Here is a 23,482-nt window from a genome sequence, read left to right on the forward strand (position 1 = left end):
CTTCCCATTCCGAACAGAGAAGTTAAGCCCGCCTGCGCCGATGGTACTGCAATGCAATGCGGGAGAGTAGGAGGCCGCCTTTTTTTTCAGAGTTGAGTCCCTGACGTCAGTCGTGATGTCAGGGACTCTTTTTTTGTTTGGTTCCACGGAGTATGGGACTTATGAGACTAATAAGACTAATGTGACTTATGGCACGGATCGGAATGATATGATGATGGAAATCATTATTTTACCCCCAATCGCTTTCTATGTTCAAATCTAAATATTTTAACCGTCATTTTTATAATTATGCAGATATCCGATATTTAGAAATGGAAGGTTTTCTGTAGGGATATCCAATGCATGAAGTGCTGCACTTACAGGCCATGGAAATAGGATATGCGTGAGTGCAGGTGAAATGGTGAGTCCAATGAGGTTTTATTAATGTTTCTGCCTTAGGCGGCAGATGGCTAGGCGGAATAGAAATGAGAATTGTTCAAAGATAGTTAGTTCTTGCGCTGTTTGACGCTTATACCGCATATATCTAGACAACATTTGATAATTCCTTATACTAGCAAATAATTAGGCGGAAGGACGTTTGAGGTTGCCTTGGCTGTGCATAAAGGAATATATGAGTGATAAAACAACTGAAGTCAGACTAACAGCTCAATATAAAGATACAATTATCGAGGATGCTTATTGGCAGATTTTCATAAATGATTCCGCCCGCCTGACCTTATGCAGAAATGCTTTATTAGTCAGGCGGGCGGAAGCGTATTTCTTTTCTGTATTATATCTCTTGGCTTATGCGCCGAAGATTATATTTTGATATATTGCTTATTGTGGTTAGATTTATGCCTGTCCTTGGGCCTTAATCATATTTTGTTTACGGCGGATTTACTTTATTGTTTTCTCTCCGTTCTGTTATTCTGTCCGAATATTGCTGTTTGATATCCTCAATACGATAGTTTTGTTTCTTTCTGAGGCATTCTAAACGCATTACAACGGGATTATACCAGGCAGGGGAATATGCATACCGGCAATGTCTATTTTATGCTCTCTGGCGTAATTCAGGATGCGCTTGCGTGTCCTTATTGCCTTTTCTTTATCCATGTCGTATGACGCGCAATATTCGGGATGGCTTAGCTGGAGTGCCATTCCGTGAATTATGTCGCCTGCAACCAATACTTCATTGTCTACATTGTAGATGGTATGGCCGGGAGTGTGACCGCTGCCATCAAGCGCAATGACGTTGCCGGGAAGAGTGTCGCCAAACTCGAAAAGGTGCAAATGCTTTTCGTATGCCTTCATTGTCTTCACGACCTGAGCCTTTGCTTCATCCGGCATTTTCATCCAACTTTCATATTCTTCAAGCGAAGCATAGACTTCTGCATTCGTGAACACAGGCTTGTCGCCCTTCATCATGCCGCCGATATGATCGCCGTGAAAGTGTGTGAGATAGATGAACTTGATGTCTTCAGGCTTATTGCTCAGGGCCGTAAGCAACTGGCTGTCCGACTTTCCGAGTCCGGTGTCGAACAGTATTGTTGCTTCTTCTGTCTTGACCAATATGGCATTAACAGACGACTTGATGCCGTTGCGTATGCCAAGGCTGTCTATAAGGCTTTCTGGTATGTCGCCAAAAAGACTCAGCGGCATTGTGCGCTCAGCCTTGTTGTCCCTGATACAGGTAACCGTAACTTCGTTTACCTTGACGGTTTCTGATATAGTTGCTTGGTCTGCCATTTTAGGTTGACTGATAACGACATTCTCTTCTACGTTGCCACCATTTGCCGCATGCGGCACAATGGCCGCCAGCAGCATGACACATAAAGCTAATGGCTTGTTCATAGCTCCGCAGTCTTAATGTTGTCACTTAACGATATTAAAGCCCTTAGCCAGTCCGCCTTCGCTTGTCTCCTTGTAAAGAGAAGGGATGTCGTGGCCGGTGTGCTTCATCACGTCTACTACTTTGTCGAACGAAACGCGGTGGATGCCGTCTGAGAATGCTGCATACAGGTTAGAGTCGAGGGCTCTTGCTGCAGCGTAGGCATTGCGCTCGATGCATGGAATCTGCACAAGTCCGCACACTGGGTCGCACGTCATGCCGAGGTGATGCTCAAGACCCATCTCTGCTGCATACTCAATCTGCGACGGACTGCCGCCGAACAGCTGGCATGCTGCTCCTGATGCCATGGCGCAAGCAACGCCTACCTCTCCCTGGCAACCTACGTCGGCTCCTGAGATTGAGGCATTCTTCTTTACGATGTTGCCAATAAGTCCGGCTGTGGCAAGAGCATGAAGTATGCGGGTGTCATTGAAGTTGTGGCCTCTCGAAAGATGATACAACACGGCAGGGAGCACACCGCTGGCGCCGCAGGTGGGAGCTGTTACGATGGTGCCGCCCGAAGCGTTCTCCTCGCTTACAGCCAGCGCGTAGGCATAGACCAGACCTCTCGACTGCAGCGACTGCTTGTAGCCTGAAGCCTTGACATAATAAGTGGGAGCCTTGCGGGTGAGATTGAGCGGACCGGGCAAACGTCCTTCGTGGTTAAGACCACGCTCTACGGCCTGCTGCATCATGTGCCATACCTCGAGAAGATAGTCCCAGAAGCCTGAATCCTCACATTGGTCGACATATTCCCAATAGTTGCGTCCCGTCTCGTAACACCAGTTCATGATGTCGCTCATGGTGTTCATGTCGTACACCTCGGGCGTATTGAACATGTCGTCGCGGCCCTTACCTTCAGACAGGGCGCCTCCGCCGATGCTGTAGACGGTCCACTCGTCTGCCACTTTATCTTCATCGGCATAAGCAACAAATTTCATTCCGTTGGGATGATAGGGCAGAAACACCGACGGCTGCCAGTCAATTTCTACCGGAGCCGCTGCCGACAGCACTTCTATGATGGCTGTGTCTGTCATGTGGCCTTTGCCTGTGGCTGCCAGACTGCCGTATAGAGTAACCTTAAACTGCTTGGCTGAAGGGTTCTTCTCCAAAAAAATCTTAGCTGCTTTCTGCGGCCCCATTGTATGACTGCTCGACGGGCCTTTACCTATCCTGTATAATTCCCTTAATGATTTCATATCTTTGTTTTCTTAATGTCTTTGCAAATATAATAAGAAAACACGTTAACGGCAAAGCCCTGCGGCGTTTTTATGCAACGGTCTTGACATGAATCATGACAGAGGTTAGGGCCAACCGCTATTCATGCGGTACGAAAATGTGCCCCTGCACGGCGCTTTATGCAGGTGAAAACCCGAAAACGCTGACATGCAGGGGCGCTGTATCTAATCCCAAATCTGTCATTCGGCCGCACATGACTTTATCTGTTTTGTGCATTCATGCTTTCAGTCAGCCTTTCTGTTTCTATTGAGCGGATTTTCGTCAGACTCTTCTTGACTTGGCCCTTTGTGCCTGCAAAATGACTGACGAAAATCCGCTCGATATAAAGTAAAAATACGGACGGAATACTAATAACGCTTCGTGCTAAACTATTTGTCCGGCAGCCGTACCGCCTTAGCTTGCCATGAACGGCATAAACGGAATGGCGTGGCTGCGAGGGCGGCTAAAGACTGTAAGGACACCTTGCCGGAGATTATCTGATACCGTTGTCGTTGTCGCTGTTGCTCAGCCTGCGCTGGTCGGCCTTATACTTGCGTCCGTGGCTGAAGTTGTACGACAGAGTGAAATAGATCATGTTGCCGTTGTCCTTTATCTGCGTAACTCCCGTGTTCTTATAATAGCGGCTTGTGGTGCTGCTCTCGTATATGTTGCCCTGCGCATAGCCTACGAGGATGCCGCCGACGCCCACCTGAAGGTTCTTGTATTTGTAGCTTACGTTAAGGTTGAAGTTGCGCTCGCCTCCCGTCATGCTCTCGCCGAAGAAACTTTTCGGAGCATTGTATATGTCGGCCGACGCGCTCCAGTTGCCCAGCATCAGATAAGCCGAAGCCCTCCAGCGCCATGCGTTGAAGTTATGCGAGTAGCTAAGTCCGCGGCTTTCGTATCTGTTATAGCTGCCATACAGCGCTATGTTGAGCACGTTCTTTATCGGGCGCAGTATCAGGTTGGCCGCAACGGTTTTCTGTGTGAAGCTCTCCTGGTTTTCAGGTCTTGCTGTTATGACGTATGTTCCGTCTTCCTGCATCACCGGGCTGTAGGTGTTCATGATGATGTCGGGCGCATAATACCAGCTGCCGGTAAGGCGGAAGTCGAAGAGGGGCATCGACCAGCTTACCATAAGGCTGTTGTTGTAAGAGTTGTATGGCGCCAGATCCCTGTTGCCGTCGTAGGCCACAGCCTCGTTCATATACTGCTTTACCTCCGTGAGCTGCGACAGCGACGGCATGTTCTGTCCCATGCTTCCGCTGTATCTGATGAATACATTCTTTATCGCACTTGTCGAGAGGCTAAGCTGCGGCCTTGCCGTCCATTTGTTGAATCCTGTCTCGCCCTGATGTATCGATGTGTAGCTGGCACCTATGCCCGCCTGATAGTTTATCACGCTGAGGTTGCCCTGCAGCTGCGCAAACATATACAGGTTGTCCGAGTTGAGGTGTGCGTCGGTCTCATTGGTGCCCGAGTAGTCGTTTTCGGTCCTGCTCACAGAGTATCTCGCCCCAGCCGTGAAGGCTGTCTTCTTCATGGTCTTGGTATACATTGCCTCGCCTATCAACGAGTATTTGCGTCCGTCGGCAATGTAGCTGTAGTCGCTCAGCGGCTCTGACTTGACCGACTGCTCAGGCGACTCGTTGAAGAGATAGTTGCTCATCAGGTATTTGTAGTCGGTGCCGATGTACGTGCCCACAAGGTTTGCCATGATGTTCTGGTTGTGCGGCAGGTTGACCGAGTAGTAGATGTCGAGCGACGGCGTGCGGTCTTTGTTCACCACCTTGTTGTAGAGATACCTGTCGGGCTGCCCCGTCTCCTGCACCAGCTGGCGCATGTCTCTGTTGGGACTGTTGTAGTTGTTGTAGAATAAGCGCACGTCGAACACATACTTGCCGGGGTCGGCCAGGCTGTAGCCCAGCTGCAGATTGTTCATCGTGTACATGAAATCAGAGTTGTAGCCTATATAGTTTACGCTCTTCTGCGTTCCGTCGGGCAGATAGTAAGTGCTGTTGTTGCTGATGCTGCGCTCGTCGTAGCCGCGGTAGCTGAATCCGTAGTTAATGCTGAACTCTGACTTCTTGTAGTTATATTTAAAGTAAGCGCTGCTGTTGTTGAATCCTGTGGCAAAGGCCTGCATCGTGCTTGCCCCGCCCACGTAGCCCGCGCTGCGCCGCTTCACCACATAGTTGATCACGGCCTTCAGTCCGCTGTCAGAGTATCTTATTCCTGGGTTGTCGATATATTCTACGCGCACCACCTCGTCGGGCCTGAGCGCCATGATGTCCTGCGTGCTGGCCACGATGTCGTTGATGCGCACCTGCACCGAGCCGCCCTCCATGCTCGACACGGTCTGCATCACGGGGTCTACCCTTATGCCGTCGAGCGTCATGAGGTTGAGCAGTTCAAATCCGTTCGACGACGCCTTCACCATCTCCTTCGTAGGTATTATCAGCTGCCGGTCAACCTTCTTTATCACTCTCATGCCCTTCACCGTTATTTCGCCCAGTGTCAGCGTTGTGTCCACCTCGAGCGAGTCGGTCTGAGCCGCGGCTGTTCCGGCCGTGCATGCCATAAGGGACAGTATTAATATTATGTTTCTCATGTTATTACGATTTTGTGGGGTTGCTTGATGTGTTGTCTGCTACGGTAAACATGTGTTGCCGCTGCCGCTTTAGCGCGGCGTCAGCTTTTGGCTGCAAGCTGAGTTTGTGTTGCCTTGCTTCAGTCAGAGCCTTTCGCTGTTGCCATGTGTCAGCCGCCTTCATGTGGGCGTATGCCTGTGTTGCCGTCGTTCATAGTCTGCCGTTTTTAGTTAAACCTACATAAAATATGTCTGTATCTTTATGCCGGTAAAATACTTACATACGGCAAATATATGCAATTATTCTGAATTTGGCAAGTGATATTGCCATTATTGTCGACATAATGTCGGATATGGTGTGTTATAGGTGTCATACAGATACTTAATATCTTTAGCCTGCGTTAAAATGAAATGCTGTACGGATGCAAACAGAAAGGCCGTCACCATGCCCGGAGAGGCACTTTTACCGGCTATGAAAACAGCGTAAGCGATGCAACCGGCACGCCCTGACGGCTGTTTGGGATGACGGAAGATACTGCCGCTGTAACGCCTTGATATTCAACGCGTTGCAAAAGGCTACCTTTTAGCGTGCAAAAGACGGTCTTTTAGAGGCTGAAAGCATACCTTTTAGGAGCTGAAAGGTGGCCTTTTGGCTGGGCCGTGCACGGACTGATGGGCGACAGGGGCAGCCTGCGCCATGTCAGTGGCGTTACGTCGCGCAGCCGGCGGCCTTGCAGATGCTTTCAGTGACTTTTGGTGAGGTCAGACGGCTGCAAAGTGATGTATTATCACAGAATGTCGCATTTTTTTGAATAAAAATGCTTTTTTCGAATAAAAATATATATATTTGCATATTACAACACGGCAACGGCGCAATATGAAAAACAACTTTGCTGTTGGGTGGCTTATGCTTTGTCAGTGTATGGCACCGGTGTCTCCGGGCATTATTGCCGGCGGCAGGTTAGCGCCAATGCATGCTGTATATTATATAATGTGTCCGACTTTGGCAAAGGCGATAACATGATGACTACAGATAAGACGACATACAGTGCGGCAAGTTCATGCGGCAAGCTGCGGCGCATGCTTGTGTGGCTGAGCCGCATGCGCCATAGCCGCGGCTTTGGCGTGCAGTCGCCGTGGGCCTACCGCATGGTGCGCTATGTCATCAACGAGCATTATCCCTATTACGCCTACGACGACCTGGCGCTGAGCTATCCCGGCCTGGGCGTGGTGGAGCGCAAGATGTGCGAGCTGTGCCTCAGGCTTGCCAACAGCGTGCAGCCCTCGCTCGTTGTCAACTTCGACGATGCCGGCGGCGCTTACGGCGCATATTTCGGTGCCGGATGCCGCAAGGCGCGCATCGAGAGCGTCAGTTCGGCCTTGTCGCCCGTGCGCCTTTCCGACATGATTGGCGGCTGCGGCGGCCGCTTCGTGGCAAGGCTCGTTCCCTGCAGCGGGCTTGCCGATCAGCTGGCCTCTATATGCAGTGCGGCCCGTGCCGGTTCGGCGGTGATGGGTCACGGCATACATTCCGACAGCAATGCGCGCGGCGTATGGCGGCGCATAGTGAGCGATGACCCCGGCGTGGTTACGTTCGACCTGTATTACTGCGGACTTGTGTTTTTCGACGAGAAACGTTATAAACAAAATTACATAATTAACTTTTAAATCCATTATGGCTATGAAGATGACGAAGGTATATACAAAGACCGGCGATAAAGGCACCACAAGCTTGGTGGGAGGTGTCAGAGTAGAGAAAACAAACGCACGCATTGAGGCCTACGGCACAGTCGACGAGCTCAGCGCCCATCTCGGCATGCTGGCTTCTTTCTTGAAGGATGGCGAGGACAAGGAATTTATCTACAGAATACAGCGCAACCTCTTTACCGTATGCTCGTATCTGGCCACCGACAAGACACAGACAGCCCTTGCGCCGTCGTACACGCTTAATCCGGAAGAAGTTACAGCCGTCGAGGAGGAGATTGACATCATCACGGCCAACATACCTCCGCAGACAACGTTCATCCTGCCCGGAGGATCACACGGAGCAGCCCTTGCCCACGTGTGCCGCACGGTGTGCCGCAGGGCAGAGCGCCGCATATTCAAGCTCAACGAGATGACCGAGCTCGACCCCGAGGTGCTGCAGTATGTGAACCGTTTGTCGGATTATCTTTTCGTATTGGCGAGAAAATTAAACTTTATTTACGGAGTGAGAGAAAAAATCTGGAAGAAACCTTGCAAATAAGAAAAAATATAGTACTTTTGTGGGTGATTAAAAACGTAAATTTTAAAGGTTATGTATTGGACACTTGAATTAGCTTCAAAACTCGAAGATGCACCGTGGCCCGCAACAAAAGACGAGTTAATCGACTATGCAGTCCGCTCGGGTGCTCCTCTGGAAGTGCTGGAAAATCTGCAGGAAATAGAAGACGAGGGCGATGTTTACGAGAGCATCGAGGATATATGGCCAGACTATCCTACCAAGGAGGATTTCTTGTTTAATGAAGACGAATATTGATTTAATTTGATAAAAAAGGGCAGCTCAGAGAAAAAGAGCCGCCCTTTTGCATACAATAAAATTGCATGACTTGCGTTATATTGTCGTGCGAATACGTCTTTTAACCATATTAACAGTGATGATGCTGGCCTCGGCAAGGGTCAGCGCGCAGTATGACGCGTCTTTCAGTCACTACTGGGACCTTGAGCCTTACTATAACCCGGGCTCGGTGGGCAAGGCCTCAAAGCTAAACATTGCGGCGGTGTATGCCCTAAGCTTTGCAGGATTTGAGAACAATCCGCGCTCAATGTACGTGGGCGCCGACATGCCGCTGTATTTCCTTAAGAACTATCACGGCGTGGGCCTCTCGCTCTTCAACGACCAGATAGGTCTGTTCACACACCAGCGCCTGGCGCTGCAGTATGCCTACAAGCACAAGCTCTTCGGCGGAATGATAAGTGCGGGCGTACAGCTGGGGCTGCTCAGCGAGGGCTTCGACGGATCGAAGCTCGACATTGAAGACTCGAGCGACCCGGCCTTCACCACATCAGACGTCAACGGAAGCGCCTTCGACGTGGGCTTCGGACTTTATTACACGCACGGCCCCTGGTATGTGGGCGTGTCGGCCCAGCACCTCACCGCTCCGCTGGTTGAACTGGGCGAAACAAACGAATTGCAGATAGATCCTACATTTTATTTGACCGGCGGATACAATATTAAACTAAGAAATCCGTTTCTTACAATACATCCGTCTGTGCTGCTGCGCACCGACGGGGTGGCCTGGAGAGGCGACGTGTCGGGCCGGCTGGTCTATACAAACGACAAGAAAATGCTCTACGGGGGCGTATCTTACAGCCCCACAAACTCGGTTACGGTGCTGGTGGGCGGCAGCTTCCACGGCATCAACATTGGCTACAGCTATGAGGTGTACACCTCGGCCATCAACATGGGCAACGGCAGCCACGAGCTTTTCATCGGATATCAGACTACACTCAACCTTTATAAAAAAGGAAAGAATAAACATAAAAGCGTGAGAATATTATAAGATATGAAAAAGATAAATACAATAATTGCCCTTGGCGTGATAGTGCTCACCACGCTCTCTGCATGCTTCGGCGGACGCTCCGCATCGGTAGGACGCGGAGGCGAGGTGGTAGGAGTAGGCGGGCGTGCCTTCACCGAGCCTACGCCTTACGGAATGACACTTATAAAGCGAGGCTTCCTCAAGATGGGTATGGAGAAAGAAGACAGCCTGTGGGGAAAGCAGACTCCGGTAAAGGAAATATCGGTTGACGGTTTCTGGATGGACGAAACCGAGGTTACAAACTCTGAGTACAAGCAGTTTGTGTTCTGGGTGCGCGACTCTATCCTCCGCACTCGTCTTGCCGACCCGTCTTATGGCGGCGACGAGAGCTACATGATAACAGAAGACAAGAACGGCGACCCAGTAACCCCGCACCTCAACTGGAAGAAACCGTTGCCGCGCAAGCCCAACGAGGACGAGCTGAGAGCCATCGAGAGCCTCTACGTTACAAATCCCGTTACTGGAGAGAAGATGCTCGATGCCAGCCAGATGAACTATCGTTATGAGGTCTACGACTATACAGCCGCAGCGCTGCGCCGCAACAGACTTAATCCTGCTGAGCGCAACCTAAACACCGACATACCGGTTAATCCCGACGAAGTGGTGATGATTTCAAAGGACACTGCTTACATCGACGACGAAGGACGCATCGTAAGACAGACCATCGACCGCCCTCTCAGCGGCCCGTGGGACTTCCTCAACACATACATCGTCAACGTATATCCTGACACAACATGCTGGGTCAACGACTTTGTCAACTCTGACAACGAGACCTATATGCGCCTTTATTTCAGCAGTCCTACATATAACGACTATCCCGTTGTGGGCGTAACATGGGAGCAGGCCAACGCGTTCTGCGCATGGCGCACCGACTATCTGCTCAAGGGTCTTGGCGGAGAGGCACGCTACATACAGCGCTATCGCCTGCCCACAGAGGCAGAGTGGGAGTATGCCGCACGCGGTAAGGAAGGCACAGAGTTCCCCTGGGAGACTGTCGACGTTAAGAACGACAAGGGTTGTTTCTTTGCCAACTTCAAGCCCGACCGCGGCAACTACACCGAAGACGGCAACCTTATAACCAGCCGTGTGGGCATCTTCTCGTCTAATTCAAACGGACTGTTTGACATGGCGGGCAACGTGGCGGAGTGGACCAGCACCACATATACCGAGGCAGGTATCGACGCCATGAACGACCTTAACCCCGAGCTGCGCTACAACGCGGCCAAGGAAGACCCCTACAAGCTCAAGAAGAAGAGCGTGCGCGGAGGTTCTTGGAAAGACCCCGAGTCGTACATCCGTTCGGCATGGCGTACATGGGAGTATCAGAATCAGCCCCGTTGCTATATCGGTTTCCGCTGTGTCAGAAGTCTGGCAAGCACAACAAGTTCAAAACAGAAAAAGAAGTAAGACATGACAGAATACAGCAAATATAATATCATCTACCGCCTGCAGAGGTGGCTCGACAGCGTACCGGGACAAACGTTCCTGAACTACGCTTACAGTTGGGGTGCGTCTATCGTTATCCTTGGTACATTGTTCAAGCTCACTCACCTTCCCGGAGCCAACATCATGTTGTATTTCGGTATGGGCACTGAGGTTATAGTGTTCTTCATTTCGGCCTTTGACCGTCCTTTCGACAAGACTGCCATAGGTAAGGAAATACCCACTCATATTGCTGAGGAAGAGTATGGCGACGAAGAACTTGACATGGCTGATGCTGACGGGTTTGACTCTCCTGCGGCTGCTCCGCGTGTTGCCGGTGGTGGCGTTCAGGGCGGAAATGTGGTTTATATCAATGGTGGCGGTGCTCAGCCGCAGCCCGCTTCGGCAGCTGTTGCTTCTTCTGACGACAGCGTTCAGCCGTCAGCCGGAGGCCAGTCGTCTGCCGGTGGCGAGTTCGTTGCAGGCCAGCCATATGCCGCTGCAGCAGGAACTGCTCCGCAGGGAATGCCCGCTCAGCAGCCTTCTACAGGCTGGATAACAGCCCAGCAGCAGGTATCGCCTGAGATGGAAGAAGCCACAAGCAACTATGTTGAAGAACTCAAGAAACTTACAGACATGCTGGCCAAGGTGTCGGAGCAGAGCGCACGTCTTACACGCGACTCAGAGGAGATGGAAAATCTCAACCGCACTCTCACCGGTATCTGCAAGGTTTACGAGATGCAGCTTAAGGGCGCAAGCTCTCAGATCGGCACTATCGACCAGATAAACGAGCAGTCGCGCAAGATGGCTTCACAGATAGAACAGCTTAACAAGATTTATGCCCGCATGATAGAGGCCATGACCGTAAACATGCGCGCAGCAACAAACAACGGAAACAACGCAGAAGTATAAAAACGCAAGGCAATGGCAATAAAGAAAAGACCGGTATCTCCACGCCAGAAGATGATAAACCTCATGTATGTCGTCCTCATGGCCATGCTTGCGCTTAACGTCTCGACCGAAGTGCTCGAGGGCTTCTCTATTGTGGAGGAGAGCCTTCACCGCACCACCTCAAACGCTTCGTCAGAGAACGAATCGCTTTATGGCGACTTCGAGACTCAGATGAAATCGAACCCTCAGAAAGTGAAGGCATGGTTTGAGAAGGCCACTGCCGTCAAGCAGATGAGCGACTCGCTGTTCAACTTTGCACAGCAGCTGAAGGAGGCTATTGTGAAAGAGGCTGACGGAGAAAAAGGCGACGTGCTTAATATAAAGAACAAAGAAAACCTCGAAGCTGCCAACCAGATAATGCTTTCGCCTGCTTCGGGCAAGGGCGAACAGCTCTTCAACGCCATCAACTCATTCCGTGAGCGCATCCTGAAGATGGTTACCGACGAGCGTCAGAAAGCAATCATAGCCAGCAATCTTACCACGACATTGCCCAAGAACGCGCGGACAATGGGTAAAAACTGGCAGGAATACATGTTCGAGGATATGCCTGTGGCAGCGGCTGTTACGCTTCTGACCAAGCTGCAGAGCGATGTCCGCTATGCAGAAGGCGAGGTGTTGCACACTCTTGTGGCCAATATCGACATGAAAGACATACGCGTCAACAAGCTAAGTGCTTTCGTGATACCCAATGCACAGACGATAGTGCGCGGCGACAAGTTCTCGGCTCAGATCGTGATGGCAGCTGTAGACACTACGCAGCAGCCACAGATATACATCGGCGGAAGGCAGATGAACCTGCGCAACAATACCTATGAGATTGTAACCGGACGCACCGGCGACTTTAATCTCACTGGTTATATCACAATGCGCAACGGCAGCGGCGATGTGATTCGCCGTGATTTCTCACAGAAGTACACAGTGGTTGACCCCAGCGCAACGGTTTCTGCCGACCTCATGAATGTGCTTTATGCAGGCTATAGCAATCCTATCAGCATAAGTATTCCGGGCGTTCCGCTCAACAAAGTATCGGCATCGATGAGCGGCGGCACGCTTCAGCCAGTGGGTCCGGGCAAGTATATAGCCCGTCCGACAGCCGTAGGAAAGGATGTAACGATAAACGTAATGTCGCTGCAGACAGGCAGCGCAAAGCCGGTAGGCCAGTTTACGTTCCATGTGCGCAAGCTTCCTGATCCTACACCATACATCGCCATCGGCGACAACCGTTTCCGTACGGGCGGCTTGGCCAAGGCTTCGCTCATGTCGGTAGGAGGCATCAAGGCCGCCATAGACGACGGACTGCTCGACATTCCGTTCAAGGTGCTGAGCTTTGAGACCGTGTTCTACGACAACATGGGTAACGCTGTGCCAATGGTTTCTAATGGCGATTCGTTCACGCAACGCCAGCGGGAGACCTTCCGCGGACTGTCGCGCAACAAGCGGTTCTATATCACCCGCATCACAGCCGTAGGTCCCGACGGAATTAAGCGCACGCTGCCGTCGACAATGGAAGTTATTGTGAAATAGTTCTCTTGCCCGAGGCCGGACAGCAGACCCGGGCTGAGATAAAAATAAAAACATAAGTATGACAAGATTCATGTTCTTTAAGAAGATAGCAAATGGCCACAAGACGGTGGCTGGCGGACCCACCTTGCGTGTGTGCGCAGTGCTGCTTTTGCTGGCAGCATGCATGGCAGAGGCGTCTGCACAGCCGGCGGCGCGCCGCAGACAACAGCAGCAGAAAAACGAGTCGAACGCACAGACGCTTACCACCCGTGCCCGTATCTCTTATCCGACGGCTGCCCGCATGTCTGAGGATGTGGTGTGGCGCCGCGACATTTACCGTGAGATTAATCTCGAGGAGGACGCCAATGCAGGCCTTTATTATCCGGTAGAGCCTGTAGGTTCGCAGATGAACCTGTTCACATACATCTTCAAGCTGATGATGCGTGGCGACATAAAGGCGTATGAGTACCGTCTGGACGGCAACGAGGTGTTCACCGACTCTGCCCGTGTAAAGCCCCTGGCCTTTCTCGACAACTATCACATATACTACGAACGCAACGGAGGCCGCGTGCGTCTGGACAACAGCGACATTCCGTCGCGCGAGGTTAAGTCGTTCTATGTAAAGGAGAGCGCATATTACGACCAGGCTTCTGCCACCTTCCATACAAAGGTCTTGGCGCTGTGTCCTATCATGTCGCGTGAGGACGACTTCGGCGACGGAGCGCAGAAGTATCCTCTTTTCTGGGTGAAATACGACGACCTGGCTCCTTATCTGAGCAAGCAGATAATAATGACGAGCAACCTCAACAATGCCGCCACGATGAGCATGGACGACTATTTTACGCGCAACATGTATAAGGGCAAGATATACAAGACCACGAACATGCTTGGCAAGACGCTCAGCCAGTATTGCCACACTGACTCTGCCATGATCAAGGAGCAGAAGCGCATTGAGGGAGAGCTTGCCGCCTTTGAGAAAAACATCTGGGGCGACCAGGCACGCAAGGACTCGCTCGACAGCATTGCAAAGGCCGAAGTGAAGGTGAAGGGCAAGAAGGTGAAGAAGAACCGCCGCTCGTCTACAACGGTGAAGAAGAGCCGTTCGTCGAGCAAGAGCTCTTCAGGTTCATCATCGGCAGCACGCGTTACGGTGCGCAGACAGAGACACTGATATAATACAAGATAACGACTGCCCCACGACGGGGCAGCCAAATTTATAAACACTTAAAATGAAAGCTTATGAAAAAGTTATTTACACTGATTGTTCTTGTAGCGGCAACCTATTTCGCCGTGCCGGCAAACGCACAGCTGAAGTTTGGTATCAAGGGTGGTCTTAACATCACAGACATGTCGCTCAGTAATGATGTATTCGAGACATCAAACCGCACCGGATTCTTCATCGGTCCGACTATCAAGTTCACACTCCCCATCATAGGCCTTGGCATCGATGCTTCTGCGCTCTACGACCAGCGTGAAGGCGAGGTCAATGTTGAGGCAGACGACAACACTCTGGTGTCAACAAGACTGAAGCAGAAGTCAATCAATATTCCTATCAACCTCCGTTACGACATCGGTCTGGGAAGCCTTGCTGCAGTTTATCTCGCAGCCGGACCTCAGTTTGGATTCAACGTCGGCGACAAGAACCAGAGCCTGTATAAGGACGTGGCAGAATGGAGACTTAATACCTCTAACTTCAGTGTCAACGTGGGTGCCGGCGTAATGCTGTTAGGCCATCTGCAGGTTGGTGCCAACTATAACATCGTTTGCGGCAAGACAGGCGAGATAACCGTTCTCGACGGTGCTGAGAGCGTGCTGCGCGGCCGTTCAAACACATGGCAGATTTCTGCTGCCTACTATTTCTGATCCGGGCAAATTCTTTAAAAGCATAGAATAATTCCATTGGAGACATTTCTGCGTCGGCATGAAATGTCTCCTTTTTTTGTTCCTCTTTATTCCGCCATTTATGGTTTTTGTGCAAACAAGCACTTTCATCTTTTGTGCATTTGGGCATAATTCTGTATTTTTGCACAACAGATGACTTACGCAGATATCATACTTCCGCTGCCGCTCGACAGCCTGTTCACCTACTCCGTGCCCGACAGTCTTGCCGGACGCGTGGGGCAGGGCATAAGGGTGCTCGTGCCGTTTGGCAAGAGCAAGACATACGTGGGGCTGGTGGTGAGGACACACAACAACAAGCCCGACTTCAATGTTAAGGACATATCTACCGTGATGGACGACGCTCCCGTGGTCAATGCCGTGCAGCTAGAGCTGTGGCGATGGATGGCCGACTACTATCTGTCGTCTGTTGGCGACGTGATGAATGCTGCCCTGCCGTCGGGACTCAAGAGCGAGGACGGATACACGGCAAAGACCGAGACCTATGTGTCGCTTGCGCCCGAATATCACAGCGAGCGCGCCATACGTGTGGCTCTCGACGTGCTGAAGCGTGCTACGGCCCAGCTTAAGGTGTTTGAGACATTCCTCACGCTCTCTCACTGGGACACCATAAGCGGCGACACATGTGCCGAACCCGTGGCCGAGGTGAGCCGCGACGAGCTTATGAACGAGACACACTGCACTTCGGCAGTGTTCAGAAATCTTGTCGTAAGAAAATTCCTGAACACCTACGAGCGCGAGATAGGCCGGCTGAACAATGCCGGAGAGCCGCATCCAGAGCTGATAAAGCCGCTCAACGAGGCTCAGCAGACGGCCTACAACAATATAGTTTTCAGCTTTCTGAAAAAAAACGTGGTGCTGCTCCACGGCGTAACGTCGAGCGGCAAGACCGAAATCTATATACATCTCATCCGCCAGGCCATCGAGCGCCGGCAGCAGGTGCTCTATCTGCTGCCTGAGATAGCGCTTACCGTGCAGATACGCCAGCGCCTTCAGCGCGTGTTCGGCAACCGCCTCGGCATATACCATTCAAAGTATTCCGACGCCGAGCGCGTGGAGATATGGAAGAAGCAGCTGTCTGCCGCGCCCTACGACGTGATACTCGGTGCGCGCTCGGCCGTGCTCCTGCCGTTCACCAATCTCGGCCTTGTCATCATCGACGAGGAACACGAGACGTCGTTCAAGCAGCAAGACCCCGCCCCGCGCTATCATGCCCGCAGCGTGGCCATAATGCTTGCGCGCAAGTTTGGCGCAAAGGTGCTGCTCGGCTCTGCCACGCCTTCGCTCGAGAGCTGGAACAACGCCCATACGGGCAAGTTTGGCCTGGTGAGCCTTATGCAGCGTTATAACGATATACGCCTGCCCGAGATTGAGGTGGTGGACATTAAAGACCTGCAGCGCCGCAAGATGATGAGCGGTCCGTTCTCGCCCCGCCTGATGGCAGCCGTGCGCAAGGCCTTGGACAACGGCGAGCAGGCCATACTGTTTCAGAACCGCCGCGGCTTCGCGCCGATGATAGAGTGCCGCGAGTGCGGATGGGTGCCACACTGCGACAAGTGCGACGTGTCGCTCACATACCATAAGAGCCTCGGACAGCTTACGTGCCACTATTGCGGCACGACATACACCGTGCCCGAGGTGTGTCCCTGCTGCGGAAGCCGCAACCTGCGTGGGCGCGGATATGGCACGGAGAAGGTGGAAGACTACGTGATGGAGCTGTTTCCCGATGCCCGCGTGGCACGCATGGACCTCGACACCACCCGCACGCGCAACGCCTATGAGAGGCTGATAAGCGACTTCTCGGCGCATAAGACCGACATTCTGATAGGCACGCAGATGGTGAGCAAGGGTCTCGACTTCGACAAGGTGAGTGTGGTAGGCATATTGAATGCCGACAGCATGCTCAACTATCCCGACTTCCGTGCCTACGAGCATGCCTTCATGATGATGGCGCAGGTGGCCGGACGCGCCGGGCGCAAGGGCAAGCAGGGCCTCGTGATACTGCAGACCAAGAGTCCGCAGCTGCCTGTCATAACGCAGGTGGTGCGCAACGACTGCGAAGGACTGTTTGCCGACCAGCTCGAGGAGCGCCAGGCGTTCTGCTATCCGCCGTTCTGCCATCTGATATATGTCTTTCTGAAGCATCGCGACGACGCCGTGGTGGCCTCCGCTTCCATGCGTCTCGGCGACATACTGCGCGGCTGGTTCGGCAGCCGTGTGCTCGGTCCCGACAAGCCTTCGGTGTCGAAGGTTAAGACGCTCAACATACGCAAGATTATGCTGAAGCTCGAAAACGGCATCGACCTTGCCAAGGTGCGCCTCTATCTGCGCAAGGCACAGGCCATGATGGGGCAGGACGCCAAGTATCGTTCTGTTCAGATTTATTTCGATGTCGACCCCCTTTAATCCCGATCAGGACATCAGACCGCACATTGTGTTGTCTGTTTTGTGTATTCTGGCTCTCTGCCGTCTTTCCGTTTTCTGTTGTCGTTTTTCCGTCCGCTTTTCTTGACATGGCGTACTATGCCTGCTAAATAACAGATGGAAATACGCTCTGAATAAAGCAAAACAACAGGCAGAATAATGATGCCGGTTTAGGCTTAACCACGTCATTCTTAACCGGCTGCAGAGCCTGCTGTTGCCGCTGAAAAAATGGTTGATTATATATGTATTTCCAATATGTGGTCTTTTGCCTTCCAAAAGGCCACATATTGGAACGTAAAAGGCCACCTTTTAGACGATAAAAGGCGGCCTTTTGCAAAAGTAAGATTATGATGCTCGTAACGCACTGATAATCAGTTGCATTACATTGCGTAGGAATTAAAAGTCGATGTCAAGTCCGATGCCGAACACACGGTTGGTGCGTGTGAACGTGTCGGCGCCGTAAAGCATGCTCTTTCCTGTCGACGGGTCAGGCGTGGTCAGCAGTGCCGTGGTCTTGTCTACGGCCACCTGTGCAGCCTCCGGGCCCAGCAGTTCGTTGGCCACGTTGCCGATAACCTTTCCGGCCAGTCCGGAGATGTTGTAGTAGTCGTTGGTCTCGCGCTTGTAGTCCTTGTAGAATGTCTGGAAGTAAGCCAGGTTGAGCTTCATCTTCTCGGTCAGCTTAATGCCCACGCCCAGGCCCACAGAGCAAGAGCTTACGTTGAAGCTGATGTCCTCCATGTAGCTGTCGGTGAAGTCATACTCCGTAAACTGCGCTCCGGCGCTCACCTGCACTCTCTTGTTGATGTCATATTCTGCACCGAAGAGATACTCGTTGGTGTTGCCTCCGAGCTTGTCCTGGTGGTTGTCAAACTGCTTTGCGTCAGTGTCAAAGTAGTGGTGCCATCCGGCAGAGATGCGCAGCTGCTGCAGCGGCGACCACTGTGCGCCCAGCGTCAGCAGAGCCGGCGAGTCTTCAGCCACCTCTATTCCGTCGGTATAGCGGTTGAGCTGCTCCAGGTTCTTGGCACTCTCGCTGTTGGCAGAGCGGTTCTTCAGGCGCATGCGCGTCTTGAATTCATACTTTGCGGCAAAGTTAAAGTCGCCCGTCTTATAGTCAACACCGATTATCGGCGCGATGCCCCATCCTGTCTGGTCGCAGTTAAGCGTTACGTCCTCTGTGGCAGAGCCGAGCGCACCCAGCATCACGGCCTTCACCTTATAGTCCTTTGCCAGCTGTGCATATTTGGCTGCGTTGGCCATGTCGCCTGCCTGCTGATACATGTTGGCCATCTCTGTGTATGTGCCCACAGCCACGGCAGCCTGTGCCGAAAGGTTCTTGAACGTCTCGGGCGCGCTTACCATCTCGCCGTTTATGTTGGCCTTGATGTTCTTCACGTAGCCGTAATAGTTAGAGTTGCCGTATAGCACACGTGCTCCCAGATACACCGACCAGTTGTCGTTCAGCTTGCGTGCCGCTCCGAGCGTAAAGCCGTAGTAGTATTGGCGTCCGCGCATGTATGTGTCCATGTCATACTGCGACACCGTGGGCAGGCCCAGCGAGCCCAGTCCGAGTTCGTTTGTCAGCACGTCGAGGTTCTGCGACAGCAGCGGCAGCAGGGCTATGTTGCCCTCAAACGACGACAGACCGTCGTCGAACACACACTTGCCGCCTCCGCCCGTGATGGCGAAGTTAAACTGGAAACTCCAGTTGTTCTTGTTGTATGCCGCCTGTATCGACGGTATGATTGGGGCGTTGGCCTCGCCCTTGAAAGTCTTGGTGGTGTTGCCGAAGTTCTTGGCTCCATAGGCAAACGGAGCGAACGTTGAGGTTATCTCACGCGTCTGGTGAGCGTTCTGGATGTTGAGCGACAGATGGAATCCGTTGTTCATAAACGCCACTCCGGCAGGGTTGCTGTACACGCCGGCAATGCCAATCACGGCATCCTGAGCCGGATTTCGCAGGAAAGCAATGTTCTGATTGGTGTTAGTAAGAATACCGCCTGCGCTGGCCGTTGCGGCTGCTGACAGTGCAAGAGCTGCGCAGATTAATTTTGTTTTATTCATCTTTAATAACCTTAAATAAATTGGCTGCAAAGGTATCATTCTTGTCCTTTATTTCCTAAAATGCGGTCTTTTGTTTAATTTTTGTTAACAAGATAGCGGCATGTTAATGCACAAATATATAGATGTGTGCAAGTTTTTGTGTCATACACGTGCATAAACAAAAAGGTCGCCGGCGCTGCATCTACAACAGCGTTGGCGACCTTTTTCAGCTGTGCCGTCGGCCCTTATTGCTTTGCGGGCGGCGTGTTTTCGGTCTTGTTGTTTTTCTTTGCCAGTTCCGGATAGCTTGTGCGCGTGTGGTATATCGACTTCAGTCGCTCCGTCAGCACCTGCTTTGCCACGGCTATGTCGTGGAAGGTTATCGGGCAGTAGACAAAGTATCCCTCGCTCACCTGCTGGTCTATGAGCCTGTTCACCAGGTTGGATATGCTCTCCTCGGTGTATTCAGGCAGCGATCTCGATGCCGCCTCCACCGTGTCGGCCATCATCAGTATGGCCTGTTCGCGCGTGAACGGGTCGGGGCCCGGATATGTGAAGAGCGAGTCGTCCACGGGTTCGTCGGGGTGTTCGTTCTTGTACGATATGTAGAAATACTTTGTCTTGCCGCTTCCGTGGTGAGTGTTTATAAAGTCCTTGATTATGCTCGGCAGGTTAAACTTCTCAGCCATCTTCAGTCCTTCGGTTACGTGGCTTATCACGATCTGTGCCGCCTCTATGCGCGGCATCTTGTCGAGCGGGTTGGTGCCCACCTGGTTTTCGGTGAAGAAGGCCGGGTTCTTCATCTTTCCTATGTCGTGATACATGGCTCCTGTTCTCACGAGCTGCGCCTTAGCTCCGATCTTGTTGGCTATCTCGGCGGCAAGGTTGCTCACCATGACAGAGTGCTGGAATGTGCCCGGAGCCACCTCGCTGAGCTGGCGCAGCAGGTCCTTGCTGGTGTTTGACAGCTCAATGAGCGTAACGTTTGATATGAACCCGAACGCCTTCTCGATGATGAGCATCATCGGGTAGGCAAAGAGCAGCAGCACGCCGTTCACGATAAAGTATTTATACATGCTGTGGTCCATCGACGTGATGTTGTTGTCCTGCATCAGCTGCAGCGCGAAATACATGGCGCTGCTGCCTATCGTCACGAGCACGGCCGTCTTGAACAGCTGCGCCCTCTGCGACAGTTCGCGCAGCGAATAGATGGCCACGAGGCCCGCCACAAGCTGCACTATGATGAACTCATACTGATATTTCACGGCGGCGGCACATATCAGAATCATCGTTACGTGCGATATGAAGGCCGTTCGCGAGTCCATGAACACGCGTATGAATATCGGTGCTATGGTGAACGGCAGCACGTAGACGTTCAGTATGCTGTGGCTCATCATCACCGACACGAGTATCGGGAACAGCGTTATCATCGTGTAGAGCATGGTGATGCTGCGCGGCTTTTCAAAGTAGTCCTTGCGGAACAGGCCGAGATACGTGGTGAACAGCATTATGAGCGTGGCCACGAAGAGTATCTGTCCGGCTATTGTCGACGGTATGGCGCTCACCGTTGCGCTGCGCCTCTGCGTCTCCTTCTCAAACGAGTTGAGCACCCTGTACGTGTGGTCGTCCACAATTTCGCCGCGGTCAATTATCTTCTGTCCGCTGAGCACCATTCCGCTTGCCAGCGGTATCGTGCTGAGCAGGTCGGCCTTCTCGGTCTCGCTGCGCTCCTCGTCATAGTTGAGGTTAGGCTGTATATATTCGTTCAGGTTGCATTTCTGCAGTATCTGCCTCTGTTCGGCCAGCTTCTGGTCGGTGAACAGCTGTTCATAGGCCGTCATCGTCGAGTAGATGCACATTATTTCGGCGTTGGTGGCCTTCTTGCCGCTCACAATCCTTATGGTGCTTGTGGTGTCCTTGCTTATCTCTGAGTATTCGGGCGTGTCCATTATTCCTGCCTGATACAGGCGGTGAAGCCTGTCGGCAATGGTCGTAACATAGTTGTAGGGCAGTCCGGGTATGCCCTCCTTGTATTTGCTCAGAAACTTGCCGATCTGCTCCTTCTCTACAGCCGTGTTATAGTTGTAGTAAGGCTCAAAGGCCTTTATTATGCTGTCTTGCTCTCCCTTAATGGCCTCGTCGGTCTTGTAGATAGGAAAGTCGAACTTGGCTATCAGCGAACTGTACATCCACGGCTTGCCTATGTCGTATCTGAACTGCGGTCCGCTGTTGCGCGGAAGGAAGCCCACGATGATGATCACGGCTGTAACCACCAGCGACACTCGTGTCAGGATGTTTCTGAAATAATGTTTGTCAGTTTTGTTGAATTTGCCCATTTCTATTCGTATTAAATGCTTTACACTGCGAAAATAATAAAAAAATACGCCACTTTGCTAAAAAAGTTGTAATTTTGCACAAAATTTATCTTATCTTCATTAATAAATGGCAGAAAGAAAAGTAAGGGTGCGCTTTGCACCAAGTCCTACCGGGGCGTTGCATATAGGCGGCGTACGTACCGCATTGTATAATTATCTTTTCGCCCGTCAGCATGGCGGCGATTTCGTTTTCAGAATAGAAGATACAGACTCAAACCGTTTTGTTCCGGGCGCAGAGGAGTATATCATAGAGTCGTTCAGATGGCTTGGCATCAAGTTTGACGAGGGTGTCAGCTTCGGCGGCGAACATGGTCCTTACCGTCAGAGCGAGCGTCGTGCGATATACAGAAAATATGTCGACCAGCTGCTCGATGCCGGCAAGGCATACATTGCCTTCGATACGCCCGAGGAGCTTGAGGCAAAACGCCAGGAGATAAAGAACTTCCAGTATGATGCCCATACGCGAATGATGATGCGCAACTCGCTCACATTGCCGGCCGAAGAGGTTGAAAGACTGATAGCCGACGGCAACCAGTATGTAGTGCGCTTCAAGATTGAGCCGGGCGAGGACGTTCACGTTAACGACATGATACGCGGCGACGTTGTTATAAAGAGCGATATTCTTGACGACAAGGTTCTTTATAAGAGCGCCGACGAACTTCCTACATATCACCTTGCAAACATTGTTGACGACCACCTGATGGAGATCAGCCACGTTATCCGTGGCGAGGAGTGGCTGCCGAGCGCACCGCTGCACGTGCTTCTTTATAGAGCCTTCGGCTGGGAAGACACTATGCCGCGCTTTGCGCATCTGCCTCTGCTGCTCAAACCGGACGGAAAGGGCAAGCTGAGCAAGCGCGACGGCGACCGCCTGGGCTTCCCCGTGTTCCCGCTGGAGTGGCACGATCCTAAGACAGGCGAGGTGTCTAACGGCTTCCGCGAGCAGGGATATTTCCCCGAGGCAGTCATCAACTTCCTTGCGCTGCTGGGCTGGAATCCGGGCACAGAGCAGGAGATGTTCACTCTCGACGAGCTTGTTGAGCAGTTCGACATAACGAAGTGCAGCAAGGCCGGAGCGCGTTTCGACTATCAGAAGGGCATCTGGTTCAATCACGAATACATCCTGCGCAAGAGCAATGAGGAAATTTCTAAGCTGTTTGCACCTATCGTTGCAGGCAACGGCATCGACGAGTCTATGGAGCGCATAACCAAGGTCGTTTCTATGATGAAAGACCGTGTAAGCTTCGTCAAGGAGCTTTGGCCGCTCTGCTCGTTCTTCTTCATTCCTCCTACAGAGTATGACGAGAAGACCGTGCGTAAGCGCTGGAAGGAAAATTCGGCTCAGGTTATGGGCGAGCTTGCCGAGGTGCTTGAGGGCATTGACGATTTCTCGCTCGAGAATCAGGAGCACATCGTCATGGCTTGGGTCGAGAGCAAGGGCTACAAGCTGGGCGACGTGATGAATGCTTTCCGTCTTACTCTTGTGGGCGAAGGCAAGGGTCCGGGCATGTTCGACATTTCTGCTTTCCTCGGCAAGGAAGAGACGCTGCGCCGTCTGCGCCGTGCAATCGAGGTGCTTAAATAGACCTAACAAACAAGCATAAGC

The 23,482-nt window shown here is 52.0% G+C and carries 17 protein-coding genes and 1 rRNA gene; 13 read left to right on the plus strand and 5 right to left on the minus strand.

All coding sequences use genetic code 11. The features are described 5' to 3' along the window. Positions 1-83, plus strand: a 5S ribosomal RNA gene (gene rrf / locus EJL04_RS15615); the annotation flags it as partial. A 527-nt stretch (positions 84-610) separates the two neighbouring features. After that, positions 611-808, plus strand: a complete 198-nt coding sequence (locus EJL04_RS15620; RefSeq protein WP_125105604.1) for a hypothetical protein — start codon at positions 611-613, stop codon at positions 806-808. A 170-nt stretch (positions 809-978) separates the two neighbouring features. On the opposite strand, the gene EJL04_RS15625 is transcribed toward EJL04_RS15620, so the two are convergent. The 3 genes from EJL04_RS15625 to EJL04_RS15635 form a co-directional block, all read right to left on the minus strand. Then, the gene (locus tag EJL04_RS15625) at positions 979-1,830 is read right to left on the minus strand and encodes an MBL fold metallo-hydrolase (RefSeq protein ID WP_241210030.1); all 852 of its coding nucleotides are present in this window, start codon (positions 1,828-1,830) and stop codon (positions 979-981) included. Positions 1,831-1,851: 21 nt separating this feature from the next. Continuing rightward, complete coding sequence (locus EJL04_RS15630) at positions 1,852-3,066, minus strand: L-serine ammonia-lyase (RefSeq protein WP_021853597.1); 1,215 nt, start codon at positions 3,064-3,066, stop codon at positions 1,852-1,854. 512 nt (positions 3,067-3,578) lie between these two features. Then, entirely contained in the window at positions 3,579-5,696 is a 2,118-nt protein-coding gene (locus tag EJL04_RS15635) for a TonB-dependent receptor (protein ID WP_125105605.1), read from the minus strand. 999 nt (positions 5,697-6,695) lie between these two features. Here EJL04_RS15635 and EJL04_RS15640 point away from each other — a divergent pair. From EJL04_RS15640 to priA, 10 genes are all read left to right on the plus strand, one after another. Next, a complete protein-coding gene (locus tag EJL04_RS15640; RefSeq protein ID WP_125105606.1) occupies positions 6,696-7,343 on the plus strand; it encodes a hypothetical protein in 648 nt (215 codons plus the stop codon). A 13-nt stretch (positions 7,344-7,356) separates the two neighbouring features. Continuing rightward, positions 7,357-7,920, plus strand: coding sequence for a cob(I)yrinic acid a,c-diamide adenosyltransferase (locus tag EJL04_RS15645; protein ID WP_021853594.1), 564 nt, complete (start codon positions 7,357-7,359; stop codon positions 7,918-7,920). Between the two features lie 51 nt (positions 7,921-7,971). Next, positions 7,972-8,193, plus strand: coding sequence for a DUF2795 domain-containing protein (locus tag EJL04_RS15650; protein ID WP_021853593.1), 222 nt, complete (start codon positions 7,972-7,974; stop codon positions 8,191-8,193). Positions 8,194-8,278: 85 nt separating this feature from the next. After that, positions 8,279-9,217: a PorP/SprF family type IX secretion system membrane protein gene (locus tag EJL04_RS15655; RefSeq protein ID WP_125105622.1), complete on the plus strand. Its 939-nt coding sequence runs from the start codon at positions 8,279-8,281 to the stop codon at positions 9,215-9,217. Between the two features lie 3 nt (positions 9,218-9,220). Beyond that, the gene (porK, locus tag EJL04_RS15660; RefSeq protein WP_021853591.1) at positions 9,221-10,663 is read left to right on the plus strand and encodes a T9SS ring complex lipoprotein PorK/GldK; all 1,443 of its coding nucleotides are present in this window, start codon (positions 9,221-9,223) and stop codon (positions 10,661-10,663) included. Between the two features lie 3 nt (positions 10,664-10,666). Then, complete coding sequence (porL, locus tag EJL04_RS15665; protein ID WP_125105607.1) at positions 10,667-11,590, plus strand: type IX secretion system motor protein PorL/GldL; 924 nt, start codon at positions 10,667-10,669, stop codon at positions 11,588-11,590. Between the two features lie 12 nt (positions 11,591-11,602). Beyond that, positions 11,603-13,153, plus strand: coding sequence for a type IX secretion system motor protein PorM/GldM (gene porM / locus EJL04_RS15670; RefSeq protein ID WP_125105608.1), 1,551 nt, complete (start codon positions 11,603-11,605; stop codon positions 13,151-13,153). A 124-nt stretch (positions 13,154-13,277) separates the two neighbouring features. Next, positions 13,278-14,303 carry a type IX secretion system ring subunit PorN/GldN gene (porN, locus tag EJL04_RS15675; RefSeq protein ID WP_053398704.1) on the plus strand — a complete coding sequence of 342 codons (1,026 nt, stop codon included), beginning with the start codon at positions 13,278-13,280 and terminating at the stop codon, positions 14,301-14,303. Positions 14,304-14,371: 68 nt separating this feature from the next. Further along, entirely contained in the window at positions 14,372-14,995 is a 624-nt protein-coding gene (locus EJL04_RS15680) for a porin family protein (RefSeq protein WP_125105609.1), read from the plus strand. Positions 14,996-15,166: 171 nt separating this feature from the next. After that, on the plus strand, positions 15,167-17,437 hold the full coding sequence (priA, locus tag EJL04_RS15685) for a replication restart helicase PriA (protein ID WP_125105610.1): 2,271 nt from the start codon (positions 15,167-15,169) through the stop codon (positions 17,435-17,437). Positions 17,438-17,851: 414 nt separating this feature from the next. Here priA and EJL04_RS15690 read toward each other — a convergent pair whose 3' ends face one another. Together EJL04_RS15690 and EJL04_RS15695 are read right to left on the minus strand one after the other, a co-directional pair. Then, the gene (locus EJL04_RS15690) at positions 17,852-19,522 is read right to left on the minus strand and encodes a transporter (protein WP_125105611.1); all 1,671 of its coding nucleotides are present in this window, start codon (positions 19,520-19,522) and stop codon (positions 17,852-17,854) included. A 224-nt stretch (positions 19,523-19,746) separates the two neighbouring features. Next, a complete protein-coding gene (locus EJL04_RS15695) occupies positions 19,747-21,837 on the minus strand; it encodes an HD family phosphohydrolase (RefSeq protein WP_021853583.1) in 2,091 nt (696 codons plus the stop codon). Between the two features lie 106 nt (positions 21,838-21,943). Between EJL04_RS15695 and gltX the strand changes: the two genes are divergently transcribed. Then, entirely contained in the window at positions 21,944-23,461 is a 1,518-nt protein-coding gene (gene gltX / locus EJL04_RS15700) for a glutamate--tRNA ligase (RefSeq protein WP_021853582.1), read from the plus strand. The last annotated feature ends 21 nt before the right edge of the window (positions 23,462-23,482 follow it).

Origin of the sequence: Prevotella marseillensis, assembly GCF_900625065.1 — a bacterium.
GTDB classification, from domain to species: Bacteria; Bacteroidota; Bacteroidia; order Bacteroidales; family Bacteroidaceae; genus Prevotella; species Prevotella rara.